14 protein-coding genes, 1 other RNA gene and 1 pseudogene are annotated in these 16,438 nt (G+C 41.9%); 8 read left to right on the top strand and 8 right to left on the bottom strand.

The features are described from left to right. Positions 1–8 precede the first annotated feature (8 nt). The 4 genes from OGM16_11030 to OGM16_11015 all read left to right on the top strand — a co-directional run bounded on the left by OGM16_11030 (position 9) and on the right by OGM16_11015 (position 5,157). Entirely contained in the window at positions 9–1,325 is a 1,317-nt protein-coding gene (locus tag OGM16_11030) for a YgeY family selenium metabolism-linked hydrolase (GenBank protein UYJ45359.1), read from the top strand. Between the two features lie 99 nt (positions 1,326–1,424). After that, entirely contained in the window at positions 1,425–2,618 is a 1,194-nt protein-coding gene (ygeW, locus tag OGM16_11025; protein ID UYJ45358.1) for a knotted carbamoyltransferase YgeW, read from the top strand. Between the two features lie 235 nt (positions 2,619–2,853). Continuing rightward, positions 2,854–3,807: a carbamate kinase gene (gene arcC, locus OGM16_11020; GenBank protein ID UYJ45357.1), complete on the top strand. Its 954-nt coding sequence runs from the start codon at positions 2,854–2,856 to the stop codon at positions 3,805–3,807. An 18-nt stretch (positions 3,808–3,825) separates the two neighbouring features. Then, the gene (locus OGM16_11015) at positions 3,826–5,157 is read left to right on the top strand and encodes a purine permease (GenBank protein ID UYJ45356.1); all 1,332 of its coding nucleotides are present in this window, start codon (positions 3,826–3,828) and stop codon (positions 5,155–5,157) included. Between the two features lie 188 nt (positions 5,158–5,345). On the opposite strand, the gene OGM16_11010 is transcribed toward OGM16_11015, so the two are convergent. Further along, a complete protein-coding gene (locus OGM16_11010) occupies positions 5,346–6,110 on the bottom strand; it encodes an SIMPL domain-containing protein (GenBank protein ID UYJ45355.1) in 765 nt (254 codons plus the stop codon). Positions 6,111–6,356: 246 nt separating this feature from the next. On the opposite strand from OGM16_11010, the gene ssrA reads away from it, so the two are divergent. The 4 genes from ssrA to OGM16_10990 all read left to right on the top strand — a co-directional run bounded on the left by ssrA (position 6,357) and on the right by OGM16_10990 (position 10,780). Next, positions 6,357–6,696: a transfer-messenger RNA gene (gene ssrA, locus OGM16_11005) on the top strand. 145 nt (positions 6,697–6,841) lie between these two features. Then, the gene (locus OGM16_11000) at positions 6,842–8,158 is read left to right on the top strand and encodes an IS4 family transposase (protein ID UYJ45354.1); all 1,317 of its coding nucleotides are present in this window, start codon (positions 6,842–6,844) and stop codon (positions 8,156–8,158) included. Between the two features lie 125 nt (positions 8,159–8,283). Continuing rightward, positions 8,284–8,667: an IS66 family insertion sequence element accessory protein TnpB gene (locus OGM16_10995; protein ID UYJ45353.1), complete on the top strand. Its 384-nt coding sequence runs from the start codon at positions 8,284–8,286 to the stop codon at positions 8,665–8,667. Then, the gene (locus OGM16_10990; protein UYJ45352.1) at positions 8,660–10,780 is read left to right on the top strand and encodes an IS66 family transposase; all 2,121 of its coding nucleotides are present in this window, start codon (positions 8,660–8,662) and stop codon (positions 10,778–10,780) included. Before OGM16_10995 ends, OGM16_10990 begins: the two co-directional genes overlap by 8 nt. A 365-nt stretch (positions 10,781–11,145) precedes the next feature. Here OGM16_10990 and OGM16_10985 read toward each other — a convergent pair whose 3' ends face one another. The 7 genes and pseudogenes from OGM16_10985 to OGM16_10955 form a co-directional block, all read right to left on the bottom strand. Next, positions 11,146–11,271, bottom strand: coding sequence for a hypothetical protein (locus OGM16_10985; GenBank protein ID UYJ45351.1), 126 nt, complete (start codon positions 11,269–11,271; stop codon positions 11,146–11,148). Between the two features lie 148 nt (positions 11,272–11,419). Beyond that, positions 11,420–12,269: pseudogene (locus OGM16_10980) on the bottom strand (IS3 family transposase). Positions 12,270–12,607: 338 nt separating this feature from the next. Beyond that, on the bottom strand, positions 12,608–12,928 hold the full coding sequence (locus tag OGM16_10975) for a nucleotide pyrophosphohydrolase (GenBank protein UYJ45350.1): 321 nt from the start codon (positions 12,926–12,928) through the stop codon (positions 12,608–12,610). Positions 12,929–12,944: 16 nt separating this feature from the next. Then, positions 12,945–13,787 (bottom strand): DUF2075 domain-containing protein, encoded by an 843-nt coding sequence (locus OGM16_10970; GenBank protein UYJ48443.1) that lies wholly within the window; start codon positions 13,785–13,787, stop codon positions 12,945–12,947. Between the two features lie 62 nt (positions 13,788–13,849). Next, positions 13,850–14,815: a DUF2075 domain-containing protein gene (locus OGM16_10965; GenBank protein ID UYJ45349.1), complete on the bottom strand. Its 966-nt coding sequence runs from the start codon at positions 14,813–14,815 to the stop codon at positions 13,850–13,852. A 37-nt stretch (positions 14,816–14,852) separates the two neighbouring features. After that, positions 14,853–15,743 carry a Fic family protein gene (locus OGM16_10960; protein ID UYJ45348.1) on the bottom strand — a complete coding sequence of 297 codons (891 nt, stop codon included), beginning with the start codon at positions 15,741–15,743 and terminating at the stop codon, positions 14,853–14,855. 288 nt (positions 15,744–16,031) lie between these two features. Beyond that, a complete protein-coding gene (locus tag OGM16_10955) occupies positions 16,032–16,406 on the bottom strand; it encodes a nucleotidyltransferase domain-containing protein (protein ID UYJ45347.1) in 375 nt (124 codons plus the stop codon). Positions 16,407–16,438 lie beyond the last annotated feature (32 nt).

Here is a 16,438-nt window from a genome sequence, read left to right as displayed (position 1 = left end):
TATTTAAAATGAATCTGGATTACGCAAAAATCAAAGAAGCAGCTCAGAATTATCAGAAAGATATGACTAAGTTCTTACGTGAGATCGTTAAGAACCCAGGTGAGAGTTGTGACGAAAAGGCTCACATCACCCGCATCGCAGAAGAAATGAGAAAGTTAGACTTCACCAAAGTTGAGATCGACCCAATGGGCAACGTACTTGGCTATATGGGAACCGGAAAAACCCTGATCGCATTTGATGCTCATATCGATACTGTAGGTATTGGTAATAGAAATAACTGGAACTTCGATCCTTATGAGGGATATGAGAACGAGACCGAGATCGGCGGCCGTGGTGTATCTGACCAGTGTGGCGGTATCGTATCTGCTGTTTACGGTGCTAAGATCATGAAAGACTTAGGCATGCTGTCTGACAAGTACACTGTATTAGTAACCGGTACTGTTCAGGAAGAAGACTGTGACGGTCTGTGCTGGCAGTATATCATCAACGAAGACAAAGTACGTCCTGAATTCGTAGTTTCCACAGAGCCAACTGATGGCGGTATCTACCGTGGACAGAGAGGACGTATGGAAATCCGTATTGACGTTAAGGGCGTTTCCTGCCATGGTTCCGCTCCAGAGCGTGGTGACAACGCTATCTACAAGATGGCTGACATCCTTCAGGACGTTCGCGCTCTGAATGAAAATGACGCAGCTGATGACAAGGAAATTAAGGGCCTTGTTAAGATGTTAGACAAGAAATACAATCCAGAATGGGAAGAGGCTAACTTCCTTGGACGTGGTACTGTAACTGTATCCGAGATCTTCTTCACCTCCCCAAGCCGTTGTGCAGTTGCTGACTCCTGTGCAGTATCTCTTGACCGTCGTATGACTGCCGGAGAAACATGGGAAAGCTGCTTAGACGAGATCCGTGCCCTTCCGGCTGTTAAGAAGTACGGCGAGGACGTTAAAGTTTCCATGTACGAATACAATCGTCCTTCCTACACTGATCTGGTATATCCAATCGAGTGCTACTTCCCAACATGGGTAATCCCGAAGGATCATGATGTAACCAAGGCTCTGGAAGAAGCTTACCACAACCTGTACGGTGAAGAGCGTATCGGTGCTGAGGAAACTCTGGCTATGAGAACTGCTCGTCCTCTGACTGACAAGTGGACCTTCTCTACCAACGGCGTATCCATCATGGGACGTAACGGAATCCCTTGCATCGGATTTGGACCAGGCGCAGAAGCTCAGGCTCATGCTCCGAACGAAAAGACCTGGAAGCAGGATCTGGTAACCTGTGCAGCTGTATATGCAGCTCTTCCAACTGTTTACTGCAAGTAATCAATTATTTTAGCCAGTCTGCGTGGCCCTTCGGGGCTGCGCTTCCATCAAGAAATTCTTTAAATTCCATAAACCTACATATAAAAGGAGAATTGAATCATGAAAACATTACAGGATTACATTGACAAGCTGAAAGCATTAAACTTCAAAGAAATGTACGAAGGCGATTTCTTCCTGACCTGGGAGAAGACAGACGACGAGCTGGAAGCTGTCTGGACTGTTGCTGATGCTCTTCGTTACATGAGAGAGAACAATATTTCTACAAAAGTATTTGAGAGCGGTCTGGGTATTTCCTTATTCCGCGATAATTCTACCCGTACACGTTTCTCTTTTGCTTCTGCATGTAATCTGCTTGGTCTGGAAGTTCAGGATCTGGACGAAGGCAAGTCTCAGGTTGCCCATGGCGAGACTGTACGCGAAACAGCTAACATGATCTCTTTCATGGCTGACGTTATCGGTATCCGCGATGACATGTACATCGGCAAGGGCAACGCTTACATGCATGAGGTTGTTGATTCTGTAACCCAGGGATATAAAGATGGTATCCTGGAGCAGAAGCCAACCTTAGTAAACTTACAGTGTGATATCGACCATCCTACCCAGTGTATGGCTGATATGCTGCATATCATCCATGAATTCGGCGGCGTAGAGAACTTAAAGGGCAAAAAGCTGGCTATGACATGGGCTTACTCTCCTTCCTACGGCAAACCATTATCTGTTCCTCAGGGTGTTATCGGTCTGATGACCCGTATGGGCATGGAAGTTGTTCTGGCTCATCCAGAAGGCTATGAAGTTATGCCAGAGGTTGAAGAAGTTGCCAGAAAGAATGCTGAGAAGTCCGGTGGTTCCTTCCGTGTATCTCATGACATGGCTGATGCATTCAAGGATGCTGATATCGTTTATCCAAAGAGCTGGGCTCCATTTGCAGCTATGGAAAAGAGAACCAATCTGTACGCTGAAGGCGATACCGATGGCATCAAGGCTCTTGAGAAAGAACTGTTAGCTCAGAACGCAGAACACAAAGACTGGTGCTGTACAGAAGATCTGATGAAGACAACTAAAGACGGAAAGGCTCTGTACCTGCACTGCTTACCAGCTGACATCAACGGTGTAAGCTGCAAGGACGGCGAAGTTGAAGCTTCTGTATTTGATCGTTACCGTGATCCTCTGTACAAAGAAGCAAGCTACAAGCCATACGTTATCGCAGCTATGATCATGCTGGCTAAGTTTGCTGATCCTGCTGAGATTTTAAAGAAACTGGAAGAAAAAGGAACTCCAAGAGTATTCAAATAAAATCTAATTAAAAGATAGGTGTTTCTGAGCTGCCGGACCGGAGCGCGTCATAATTGGCTTTCTGTCAGACGCACTCGGGCTACCGGTGGCTCTTTTTTTGGGCAAGTAAACATGTCGCCTGGCAGCGGCATCATCATAAATGAAAGGGTATCAAATGGCTCTGGGACCTAACGTACAAGCAAGTAGTCCACATAGCGCTTGACAACGCTTTCATAGCAAAAAGGGGTAATTAACAATGGAAAATAAGAAGAAAAAACGTATCGTCATTGCTCTGGGCGGCAATGCTTTGGGAAATACTCTTCCTGAGCAGATGAAGGCAGTAAAGATCACCGCAAAGGCTATCGTGGACCTGATCGAGGAAGGCTGCGAAGTGATCGTAGCTCACGGAAATGGTCCTCAGGTTGGCATGATCAATAACGCTATGGCTGCATTAAGCCGCGAAGATGCAAATCAGCCCAATACTCCTCTCTCCGTCTGTGTTGCAATGAGTCAGGCTTATATCGGCTACGACTTACAGAACGCTTTAAGAGAAGAGCTTTACAACCGTGATATTTATGATATTCCGGTTGCTACTATGATCACTCAGGTCCGTGTAGATGCAGATGATCCTGCATTTGATACTCCTTCCAAGCCGATCGGACATTTTATGACAAAAGAGCAGGCTGCACTGGCAGAAGAAAAATACGGATATATCATGAAAGAAGATGCCGGAAGAGGCTACCGCCGTGTAGTTGCTTCTCCAAAGCCAGCTGAGATCGTTGAAATCGGAGCGATCCGATCTCTGGTTGACTCCGGTCAGTTAGTAATTGCCTGCGGTGGCGGTGGTATTCCTGTTACCAGACAGGGCAACCACTTAAAGGGCGCAAGCGCTGTTATCGATAAAGACTTCGCAAGTGAGCTGTTGGCAGAAAATCTGAACGCAGATTTTCTCATTATCCTCACTGCTGTTGAAAAAGTTGCTATTAACTTCGGAAAGCCGGAAGAAAAATGGCTGGATGACCTCGATACTGAAGAAGCTAGAAAGTACATTAAAGAAGGACATTTTGCGCCTGGTTCTATGCTTCCAAAAGTTCAGGCTGCTGTTAAATTTGCTGAATCAAAACCAGGACGCACTGCGCTCATTACGCTGCTGGAAAAGGCAAAAGACGGTATCCAGGGCAAGACCGGTACCCATATCCATTTAGCGTAAATAAAGGGGGCATTGCATATGAATACAACCAGTAAAGAAGGATCTTTATTTGAATTAGATGGCGTGCCAAAACTGAGCCAGGCATTTCCTCTGGCCTTACAGCACGTTGTAGCTATGATCGTAGGCTGTGTTACGCCAGCTATCATTATCTCTGGTGCAGCTGGTCTTGAAACTGCAGACCGCGTACTGCTGATACAGGCATCATTAGTTGTATCTGCACTTGCCACTCTCCTGCAGCTCTTTCCGATTGGAAAGAGAACTGGCTTTCATTTAGGCGCCGGACTCCCCGTTATCATCGGTGTAAGTTTTGCCTATGTGCCAAGTATGCAGGCCATTGCTGATCAGGGCGGTATCCCCGCAATCCTGGGTGCCCAGATCGTGGGCGGCATCTGTGCTATCCTTGTAGGACTAACGATCAAAAAGATTCGCAAGTTCTTCCCGCCATTGATCGCCGGTACTGTAGTTTTCACCATTGGTCTCTCCCTTTATCCAACCGCTATCAATTACATGGCCGGTGGTGTAGGAAGTGCTGACTATGGTTCCTGGCAAAACTGGCTGGTAGCTATCTTTACCCTGCTAGTTGTTACTGGTTTAAATCATTTTGCAAAAGGATTCTTAAAACTGGCATCTATCCTGATTGGTATGATCATCGGATATATCTTTTCCAGCTTCTTCGGCATGGTAAGTTTCTCCAACGTAGCCCAAGCCGGTGTTTTCCAGCTTCCTCAGATCCTGCATTTTGGTGTTACCTTTGAGCCATCTGCATGTATCGCCTTAGGACTGCTGTTTATCATTAACTCCGTACAGGCTATCGGCGACTTCTCTGCTACTACTTCCGGCGGTTTAGACCGTGAGCCTACCACCAATGAACTTCAGGGAGCTATCCTGGGATATGGCGTTTCTAATATGATAGGTGCATGCCTCGGATGTCTTCCTACTGCAACTTACAGCCAGAACGTTGGTATCGTTGCTACTACAAAGGTTGTAAACAGAGTAACTCTTGGACTTGCAGCTATGATCATTTTCATCGCAGGTGTATTTCCTAAGTTTTCTGCTCTTTTAACAACTATTCCATATGCTGTACTGGGCGGTGCAACCGTTTCCGTATTCGCATCCATCGCCATGACCGGTATGAAGCTGGTTATGACAGAAGACATGAACTACCGCAATACTTCTATTGTAGGTCTTGCAGCAGCTCTTGGTATGGGTGTTTCCCAGGCGTCTGCGTCCCTTTCCGCATTCCCTGCATGGGTAACGACTATTTTTGGAAAATCTCCAGTCGTTATTGCTACATTGGTAGCTATTTTCCTGAATGTAACACTTCCAAGAGATAAAAAAGCTGGTTCATAATATTTCATCATTAATTTGATTTCTTTTCTATCCTCAAAAGAGGGATATCACCTAAGGACTTTATTCGTCTGGTGGCATCCCTCTTTTAGCTTATGTATCTATCTATCGACTTACAAACACGCACTATCGTACTTTTTGTCTGCTAACGCAGGCCATTGGCTCCCTCTTGTTTTCCTCCTGCACCCATTTTATTCCATCTCAAATGTTACACTTACCTGGGCTTCTATGAATATTTCTCCTGGCATAACCCCTATATCTGCAGTTGCATCTTCCGTCACTGCCATCATCTGCTTGGCAGAAGCACCTGCTGCATTATATCTTGCCTGGGGATAATAACCATTTTCCTCCATGCTTACTGCCTTTACAACAGTCATTTCCGCAGCCTCTGCCATAGCATCAGCCTTGCCTTTTGCCATTTCTACAGCCTTTTTCAATGCTTCCTGGTACTTTTCATCATAGTCACTGCAAAGATACTGAACAGAATCCAGCTCATTAACACCGGAAGCTACTGAATCTGTAATGATCTTTCCTATATTCTCCACCAAAATATCTGAAACTGTGATACTGGTATTCATCTGATAGCCTTTAACCTTTTGCTGCCCGGAATTCCAATCATAAATAGGGCTCATACCATAATCCGATGTCTGAATAGACTTTTCCTCTACTCCCAAACCTTTCAAGGTTTCTAAAGTCCTATTTACATTTTGGGCATTTTCCTGCTGGCATTCCTGAGCTGTAGCAGCCTGTGTGTATACACTATACTGAATCTGAGCCATATCTGGAACTGCCTTTACTTCTTCTATGCCATTTACTGTAATACGATTACCGCCAATATCCCCCTGCTGCACTTTTACAGTATCCGGGATCCGTACACTGGTACTGCATCCTGAAAGCCCTGTCACTGATAAAACAAACACTGCCGCCAATATTAATTTTCCCCACGTTTTCTTCATAATACGCATCCTCCTTTTACTATTTTCCTCTCCTTCAGATGTTATCTGCTACTGTTTTTTTCATAATTTTATATTAGCAGATTTAGATTATTTTTGTTTTCTTTTATCTTAATGATAATTTACCTGTTTATTACAATTAATTCTCCCCTCAGCAGTATTGACATCAACGCTTGAAAATGATATGATACTCAAAGTAGCATTTCTTCGTTGGTTTACCAGATAAACAAAAGCTGAGTATTTTATTCAGGGGTTGTACTGGTTTCGACGGGGGTCATGCAGCTGGTGAAGCTATCCCCATGCGATGGGTTAAATGGCAAAATTAAAAATAAACGCTAACGACGAATTAGCATACGCTGCCTAATGGCAGCTGTCAGACTTAAGGCACCTACACTTTAAGACCCTGGCATCGACTATGTAGGAAACGACACATGTAAAGCTTTGCACATGTGGGCGTATTATGAAGCTACTGAAACCGTCAGAGTGTTTCTTCCCGGACGGCAGAGGGAATGTTAAATAAGGAACTATGATAGTAGAAGAACAGGGAATTGATTTTCGGACAGGGGTTCGATTCCCCTCAGCTCCACGCTAAAAACCGCGTATTTACGCAATGTCATTAACTTAAAAGCAGAAGATATTTATTCCGAAATGGATTAGATATCTCCTGCTTTTTTTGATATGCTTATATTGTAAAAAGAAGCCATGAACCTGCTCAAAAAAGGATGTGATTATGCATGAAGCATTCTCAGAAACGTATATTCATGGATATAGAAAAAATGACTTCTGATGAATTTAAGGCATTTTGCCGATCAGGTAATAAAAATTATTTTACCAGAATTCGAAAAATGCCTCTTCAGGATCTTCTTTTCACGATGATAAACAGAAAGGGGTTGACGTTGGCATTGGAACTGAGAAATTATATGAAACTTGCTCATCCTGGTGTGTCTATTTCAAAACCAGGATATCTGAAACAGCGTATGAAACTTAATCCAGATGCTTTTTTAGAATTATATAAATATCATAACCGTAACTTTTATGCAGATTCCACCTTTTCAACTTATAAAGATCATTTAATATTAGCCGCTGACGGCTCAGATATTAATATTCCTACCACTGCTGAAACACTGAAACTATATGGTTCTGCAAGCCGGAAAAACGCAAAGCCCCAAGCTCAAATAGGATTAGGCTGTATTTATGATGTAATGAATCGTATGATACTGGAAAGTGACTGTAATAAGGTGAAATTTAATGAAATGCGCCTGGCCGAAAAACAGATGGAGCGAATACCGGAAACAATAGGCAGCATTCCCTATATTATTATCATGGACAGAGGCTATCCTTCTACGCCAGCGTTTATACATATGATGGATAAGGATATTAAATTTATCGTACGTTTAAAAAGCAGTGATTACAAAAAAGAGCAAAACAGTTTAACAGAAAAGGATCAGCTAGTTAAAATAAAACTTGATAAGTCAAGAATCAGACATTACGAGGGAACGCCAGATGGAGAACGTATGAAAGAATTAGGTGAAATTTCATTGCGTATGGTAAAAATCCTATTAGAAAACGGAAGTTTAGAAGTTTTGGCTACAAATCTTTCACAAACTGAATTTCATACAGAAGAAATAAAAGAATTATATCATATGAGGTGGGGGATAGAGACTGCGTATGAAACGCTAAAGAGTCGGTTGCAATTAGAGAATTTTACAGGAACAAAACCTATTCTGTTATTACAAGATATATACAGCACTATATATCTGAGCAATTTAGTTGAAGATATCATATTAGATGCAGAGCGTGAACTGGATCAGAAAGAAGCGAACAGAAAACATAAAATGATGATCAATCAGACTGTTAGTATTGGAATCTTAAAAAATGATCTGATTTATATACTTCTTGAAACGGATGGTCAAAAGAAAAATATGTTATTTCAGCAAATATATGAAGATATCAGTAAAAATCTTGTTCCCATTCGTCCTGATCGGCATTATACCAGAACGAAAGGGCAATTAGCAGGAAAATATTCGAATACCCATAAAAGAGCGTACTGAGCTAAAAAATACGAATACAAAGAGAAGGGGATAAGTAAAGATCAAACCACTCGCCTTTCACTAAATCCATTTTTAGTGCATACTTGAGAAAAACAATAGATTTTTTCAAGGGAGGACTAAACACTATGGATCAGTGTACTCATGAAGTCCGTGCAGAGTACTGGAAAAAGATCATTCAGGCCTGCGGTCAGAGACCGGCAGGCCAGTCAGCCAAAAGCTGGCTGGATGAGAATGGCATTAGCGAACAAAGCTATTATCACTGGCAGCGACGGTTCCGGAAACAGGCGTATGAAGAAATGAAGGGAAACTCTTCCGTTCCTGCCGTGACCGAGAAAACAGAACTGTCTTTTGTTGAAATTCCATGCCACACTTCTGCGGAAACAAATACATACATGGTTTCCGACAAACCTGTTGCAACGATTCGGACGGCAACGTTACAGATTGATATTTCCAATGAAATCTCGGATGCGCTCCTGAGCCGGATCATTCAGGAGGTGTCCCATGCTTGAAGATGCTGCTGGTATTCGCCGTGTTGTTCTTGCCTGCGGCACGGTTGATCTGAGAAAGGGCATTGATGGACTGGCAACGATTATAGGAGATAAGTATGGTCAAAATCCATTTGAGAAGGGAACGCTCTTTTTGTTTTGCGGGAAGCGTTCCGATCGGTGCAAAGGGCTCTTGTGGATGGGAACAGGATTCCTGCTTCTATATAAACGCTTTGAAGCAGGACGGTTATCCTGGCCAAGAAACATACAGGAAGCCGCAGATCTTACCGAAGAGCAGTACAAACCGGATCAGAACAATTCATTCGTCTGCTATCAGGCAGGAACGAAGCAATTGCACCTTGAAAACCCTATATTTCCAAAGGCTGACATACGAATTCTGATGACTTTCGTGGCAGGAAAAAATGACGAACTCGGCCTGAAGGCTGATTCGCATTTGTCACAGATTTCTGCTATACTACCGTTAGTAAGAAAGGCGGATATCATGTGCAAAAAATTCACTCCAGATGAACTGAACAAGATGGATCATAAAACTAAGGACGATGTCATCTACCAGATGCAGGACCGGCTTGACCGACTGGAACACAACTATGAAAACCTCGTAGAGCAGATCCGGCTGGCAAATCAGCAGCGCTTCGGCCGCCATACGGAAAAACTGGATGATATCGCAGGCCAGCTTTCTTTTTTTAATGAGGCAGAAGCGAATTATGATGGAACAGCCAAGGAACCGACTGTGGAAGAGGTCATTGATTCATCCAGAAAGGTACCGCGAAAGCCTAAGAAAAAAGGCCAGCGTGAAGAAGACCTGAAGGATTTTCCGCAGGAAGTAATCCTTCATGATATACCGGAACAGGAACTGAATGAGGCTTTCGGTGAAGAAAACTGGAAAAGTATGCCGGATGAGATTTTCTGGCAGCTTCGTTTCGAGCCGGCCAAATGGACTGCTGAAAAACACATCATAAAAGTGTATGTTGGAACAGATGGTGCGCATCAGGATGAATTTCTTCGTGGTGATCACCCGGAAACGATGTTCAGGGGAAGCATTGCTACTCCTTCTCTTGAAGCCGCAATCATCAACGCCAAGTATGTAAACAGCAATCCGCTTGACCGTATTTCCAGAGACTTCCAGGCCAACGGTCTGAATCTGTCCAAACAGACGATGTCAAACTGGACGGTATGGACAGCTGAACGCTATTTATCACCAGTGTGTGATCTCATGAGAAAACGTCAGCTGGAAGCACATGTAAATCAGAGTGATGAAACACCTGTAGATGTAATTCATGACGGCAGACCTGCAGGCAGTAAAAGCTATATGTGGGTTCACATCACTGGAGAATTAAGTCCGGTGCCGCCAATCATTGTGTATGAATACCAGAAGACACGACACAGCGATCATCCGAAAGCGTATTATAAGGACTTTGACGGTGTTCTTGTGACTGATGGCCTGGAACAGTATCATAAGCTGGAGCGGGATCTTGCTGGTGTGAAGAATGCGAATTGCATGGCTCACGCAAGGCGCCACTTCGCAAATGCGATTAAGGCAATTGGAAAAAGTAATCCAGAAGCGGTCGAGGCGTCTGTTGCGTATAAAGCACTGGTACGAATTGGTGCCATTTATGACCTGGAAGGAGCTTTAAAGGGACTGACTCCAGAAGAACGCTTAAATGAGCGGCAGGCTTCCATCAAGCCTCTGGTTGAAGAATTCTTTGCCTGGCTCCGAAAGATACAGGCGGACCGGTCGGTGCTTCCAAAGAGTGAAACAGCCAAAGGCATCAATTATTGCCTGAATCAGGAAGCATATCTGAAAGTGTTCCTGTCAGATGGAGAAGTACCGATTGATAACCTGGCCAGCGAACGTGCGCTGAGAACTTTCACGATTGGCCGTAAAAACTGGATGACCATTAATACGGTACGAGGAGCTGATGCCAGTGCAATCATTTACAGTGTTACGGAGACCGCCCGGGCGAATGGCCTGAATGTCTACTATTACATGAAACATTTGTTGACAGAGCTGACACGGGTTGTTCGTGCCGATGGAAGTATAGATGAAAAAGATTTAGAACCACTTATGCCATGGTCGAAAGACCTTCCGGCTGAGTGTTACAAGCGCCGCAAATAAGCGGCGCTGTATTTGGCGTGGAGCGAAGGATTTGACCTTTACGGGGATAAGTATGCCCATATACAAACAAAAAGCAGGAATCATAGTTTTATAAATGCTTACGATTTCTGCTCTTTGCTAAAGTTAATGACATTGAATAAAATCAAGGATTTTGCCACGTCCCTTAAACACTGCCGTGGCAGATGAATAACACTTTTATCATTATTGCATAACCTCGCAATTCTTAGTTTTTCTTGTATTTGCTGCGTTTCTTGTCATTTTTGTGATATCTGGATTTTAATTTAACTCGGCATAATTTGGTCTGTTTTGATATATCTTTTTCCTCAAAATTGGTAAAAATTTGGTAAATATCTCGTTTTACCAATCTATGAAACAGACGCAATTCTACGCATTTCCACTTTTGCATCCTCTAGTCCAAGATGTGTATATGTGTTCAAAGTTACACCAATATCACTATGCCCCATCAGATATTGCAGTGCTTTTGGATTCATTCCACTACGTGCCATATTGCTACAATATGTGTGTCTACATACATGTGGATGTGTCAAATATAGGACTATAGTGGTTCAGTTGTCAAGACAAAAATTCAAGCATTTTATAATGAACCGATATATGTAGCTGAGTTGGGAGGGGCATCCATTAAGCATCATGATCAATCAGCAGTGCCGGATAATAATATGATGCGGGTGTCTGATTGTTGATTGCTGAATGACAGCGCTCAAAGTTGTAGATATGTACATAGCTTTTGATAGCCGTCCGTGCTTCCCGGATGTTGGCATACTGCGTAAGATAGGCTTCCTCATATTTGAAGCTACGAAACCAGCGTTCAATCATGATGTTGTCTGCCCAGCGGCTTTTTCCATCCATGCTCTGGCGGATATGGTTTTCTTTGAGAAATGCTATGTACTCGGTGCTTGTAAACTAACATCCTTGTTCTGAGTTCAGGATCAGGGGCTTTGCCGCCTTGAAAGCTTTCTTCAGCGCGTTTATGACCATTCTGGTGTCCAAGGTATCATCCACCTCCCAGCCAACAATACAACGGCTATACCAGTCAATGATGGCTGTCAGATACAGGAAGCCGTGCTTGATGGGGATATAGGTGATGTCGATTGACCATGCCTGATTTGGACGGTCGATAACGGCGTTACGAAGCAGATACGGGCAGACTTTTGCCTGTTGCATACGTTTGGAAAGATTCATCTTTGGATAGATCGGATCAATCCCCATTTCAATCATATAGCGATGCGTTTTCCGGCGTCCCACTTGATGACCACGCATTTTCAGCTGTGAAAACATTTGACGTGCTCCCCAGGCAGGATTATCGGTATGCAGATGATCAATGATAGAATTCTTTCTTCCAGTTGCGAAGAAAATTCGGCTGAATGTTATTTTCGCTAGCAATTGTATTTAAGTCCTTTTCTCCTTTGAGCAATTCAATGACTAACTCGGATTTGAATTTTGCGGAGAAATTTCTTCTTGTTCGAGACATAAAAATGATTCTTCTTTCTATAGTGCTTACAGTATACCAGATTCATTAAAAAATGTCTCTCGAAGTGTCTTAAATTACGATACCATTATACTTAATAAATGTCTTTAGATTTAAAACAATACCTTTGAAACCGTAATTTCCAAAGAGTTTTCGAAATGGAAGTTCCTGGTATTTTGCCGGTACTGTTTCTATCGTTTCGGTTCTTCCATCCAGTATTTTGAAAAGTTCAATTTCTCACTTAGGGTAATCCTTAATATTACATTTTGACGATCCTATTCTTAAAAATCTCTTTTCTTTAAATGCTATAGGAATTTCAGATGCAACCGGAATTACTAAAACTACAACTCCGTATATTTTGCCGCATTCCCTTTTGCTTTATCTACCGGATACTTTGCTTCATTCTGTTTCATCTTCATATTCACGATTTCATCTGCATCAAGTTCCAATTTATCAAGAAGATTTTGTGAATAAACAAGTACATCTGCCAGTTCTTCTTTTATATGCTGCAGATCATACTCTGTATCACTCCACTGGAAACACTCCAACAACTCTGCTGCCTCAATCACAATCGATTTTGCAAGATTTGCCGGACTATGAAATTGATCCCAATCCCGCTCTTCTGTAAATTTGCGAATACGCTCTATTGTTTTTTCCTTCATAAATTTTACCCCTTTATCATTTTTGTTTTAAAAGTTTCTTAAAATATTGTGCCAAGGCTGTATCCGTGCAATATACATAGCATCCCTTCATACCTCTTGTCATGAGTGTTCTGTATGTATTTTTTATGATTTCATCTGCAACCTGATCTGCTTTTTCTTTGTCTTTCTTCGCTAGTGTTTTTATTCCTTTCAAAGAATTATCGGTCTTTGCACGTTTTGTGTAGTCTGTGATCACTTTCCCGTTTTCAAATCGCATATCATCACCAATGATGACACCCGTATAATCGAATTCTAGTCCTTGCGATGTATGAATACATCCAGCTTCATGAACTGACCCTTCACTGATTGCAAAAGCATCTCCACCATTTAGATTCCAGCTTATGGAATAATCTCCAATTTCGATATCATGGAAATTTGTATTGTTTCTGGTAGCCTTCGGCCAATCCCAACAATAACCCGCGAGAATTCTTGCTCTATTTCTGGCGCGGTTCTTTTCAATCACAATTGCCTCCATTTCTGCAGGCGTATCACAGATACGAATATCATAATCAATTCCGTCAAGATCATAATTTGCTGTTTCGCGGATTTCCAACGCCTGATCTAACCATGCCAGGTATCCATCAGAACCATTACAACGGAACTGAGAAACAAGTTGCATTTTAACAACTTCTGATTCTTCCAAATCTGCCCACTTTTCTATTTCAGCTACACTCCCAATATCTGATAGTGTAACCCTCTGACTCTCATCAATAAAAAACACACTACAAACAGCGGCATGAATAATTTCTTTTATCTGGTTCTCTCCCATATTTTGGAACATACCGGATTTCTCATTTAGCCTATGTGCTTCATCAGCCAGTAATGTTTCAACTGAATTTCTTGGTGCTTCTGTATAACTTCCAGAACCTTTAAAGAGATTATCTACACTGTTTTTTTCATATGTCCCTTTAATTTAAATTGATAAACAGTTCTCGGTGCAGCATTTTTTGAAACATATTGAACAAATTGCATTCGATTTGTGAGTTCAGCCAGTAGATTAATTGCAACAACTGTTTTTCCGGTTCCAGGACCCCCTTCAACAATAATTGTTCTTTTCTTTCCATCTTTCTGACACTGACAAGAATAATCAAGAATGCTTTCATATACAACCTTCTGTTCATCCAACATAACAAATTCCTGATTCCCTTTAAGCATATTTGCAAGTGCATCTTGAAGTTGCTTAGAAGGTTTAATTTTTCCCTGTTCAATTTTCAGCAGTGTATCCTCTTTGTCCCCCATTATAACTTGCTTTTTAATAAATGTACGAAAAGCTTCCCTTTGCCCATAAGTAAATGCAGGCGTCTCCTCCATAATATCCTGATATTGTTCTTTATCCAATGGATCATTTTCTATTCTTGGATAATTATGAAGATACGCACAAGGATGACGGCTGATTTCGTTGTCCTGAACATATTCATTATAATCCCTGATTAAAGCTGCGTAAGACCAAGCTTGATAACATGGATGTACAACTCTTCGGTTCGCACCGCCCGTATATGTTTCGACAATTGCATCCTGACCATCTATAGCTGTTAATTTTTCCCATTGTTTCAATTCAACAATGACAACATTTCCTTTTCCATTCAATCCATAACCAGAAATAAGAAAATCTACCCGTTTTGAAGTCTGGGGAATATTATATTCAATCGCCACACCTGCATCCTCTGGAATATCAGAATCATTCAATGTAATATACATTTCTTTTAATGAATTCCGCCAGGCGTTCAGCTCACTTAATCCCGTCGTTCGGTTCATCTTTAATTTTATATTTTCATATAATTTTGTTTCCAAACTATCATGCTCTATATCAATCATAAAATCACTTTTTGTACCTGCATAAATAAGCATGTATTCACCCCCATACATCATATTGTTTTGTTCAATTTCAATACATAATCCTAAAATAATCCAAATACGCTTTATACTTGTCCTGCGCGGTCAGGCAAGTATCTGTCAGATAGCCTTTTTCGTTGTCCCATTCCTTCAATCCACGATAATAGAACATCTTCAGATTGTCCTCAATGATAAATGGAACGATATTGTATTTCAGACACTCCTTAAACATAATTAACCTGCCCACACGCCCATTACCATCCTGAAACGGATGGATCCGCTCAAACTTCACATGAAAGTCCAAAATATCCGCAAAGTTCTTTTCTTCTTTGGCGTTGTATTCCGTCAGCAAGACCTTCATTTTATCGGCAACTTCTTCCGGAAGGGCTGTATCCCTGCCGCCGACTTCATTAGGAAGTTTCTTATAATTGCCAACAGCAAACCAATCTTTTCTGGAATCACTGGTACCGTTCTTCAAAACTAAATGAAGTTCTTTGATGAATTTCTCCGTCAAAGCTGCTTTTGCATGATCAATAATCATGTCAATGCAGCGGAAGTGATTTGCTGTTTCGATTACGTCATCCACATTCAGTACTTCTTTTTCTACGCCAATAGTATTGGTTTCAAAGATGTATCTGGTTTGATCGTGGGTCAGGCGGCTTCCTTCCATATGGTTGGAATTATAGGTCAAATCAATCTGTGTTTTATGGTAGATCCCACCGGAGTATCTACTTGCCTTCTGTTCTTTCAGGATATCCAACAAAGTAATCGGTTCTTCTTTTCTTTTGTTGGTGCGCTCCGGTTTTTCTGCGCTTTCCGGAATGTTCCATGTCTTGCCGGTAAGAAACGCACCGTTCACACGCCCCTGGGCGCAGTAATTTCTAACACTGCGCTCTGACATATTCCATTTTTTTGCTATTTCAGCAACAGAAAGATATCGCATCTATTATCCTCCACTATAAATTCCATCAAAAAACACGTTAATCTATTGCATAGTATACCATACCATCGGCAAAAATGCCAATGAGATTCAAACTTTAATATTGTGTTTTTTGCCGCCACAAGAAATACTGCTTCTAGCACATCTTTTCGTAAATAACTGTACTAATCACATAGGATGCGCATTTGAGTGTGCAGGTCTAAAAGCCGGGCTCCATCGAAAATGAAGTCCGGCAAGGTACGTCCAAAGCTGATCTTCCAGAACCAGATCATGGAATCGTAAATTTTTACATTATGCCATATCTCGGTTTATTTCCCGCAAAAACAATTGATTCAACTCTTTCCAATCTGGTGTATGGTTATCCTCTAGTAATTTCACTGCACTTTTAATATCCAGAATACTTTTATCAAGATATTCATTTATTTCCGGAATTCTTTTAATCAACTTCGCCTCTGACGAGATCATTTTTAATTCCAGCAATTGATTCACTACATCGATTAATTCTACTGGCAGCTCTGCTTTTATCAACTCTGAAAACAACATAGTTGGAGGCGTACCCCAATTCAAAATCCATTGGCATGCCAGTACCGGGTGCAGGACGTAGAAATATTTCTTTGCTCTGACAAGATCACCTTTAAGATATTCCCGATAATTTTCTTCGGCCATACTAATGTAATGATACAACGTCTTCTTTGATG

It is taken from the genome of Lachnospiraceae bacterium (assembly GCA_025758065.1).
In the GTDB taxonomy this organism is placed as follows: Bacteria; Bacillota; Clostridia; order Lachnospirales; family Lachnospiraceae; genus Enterocloster.
This window is presented reverse-complemented; position numbering and strand designations above follow the sequence as displayed.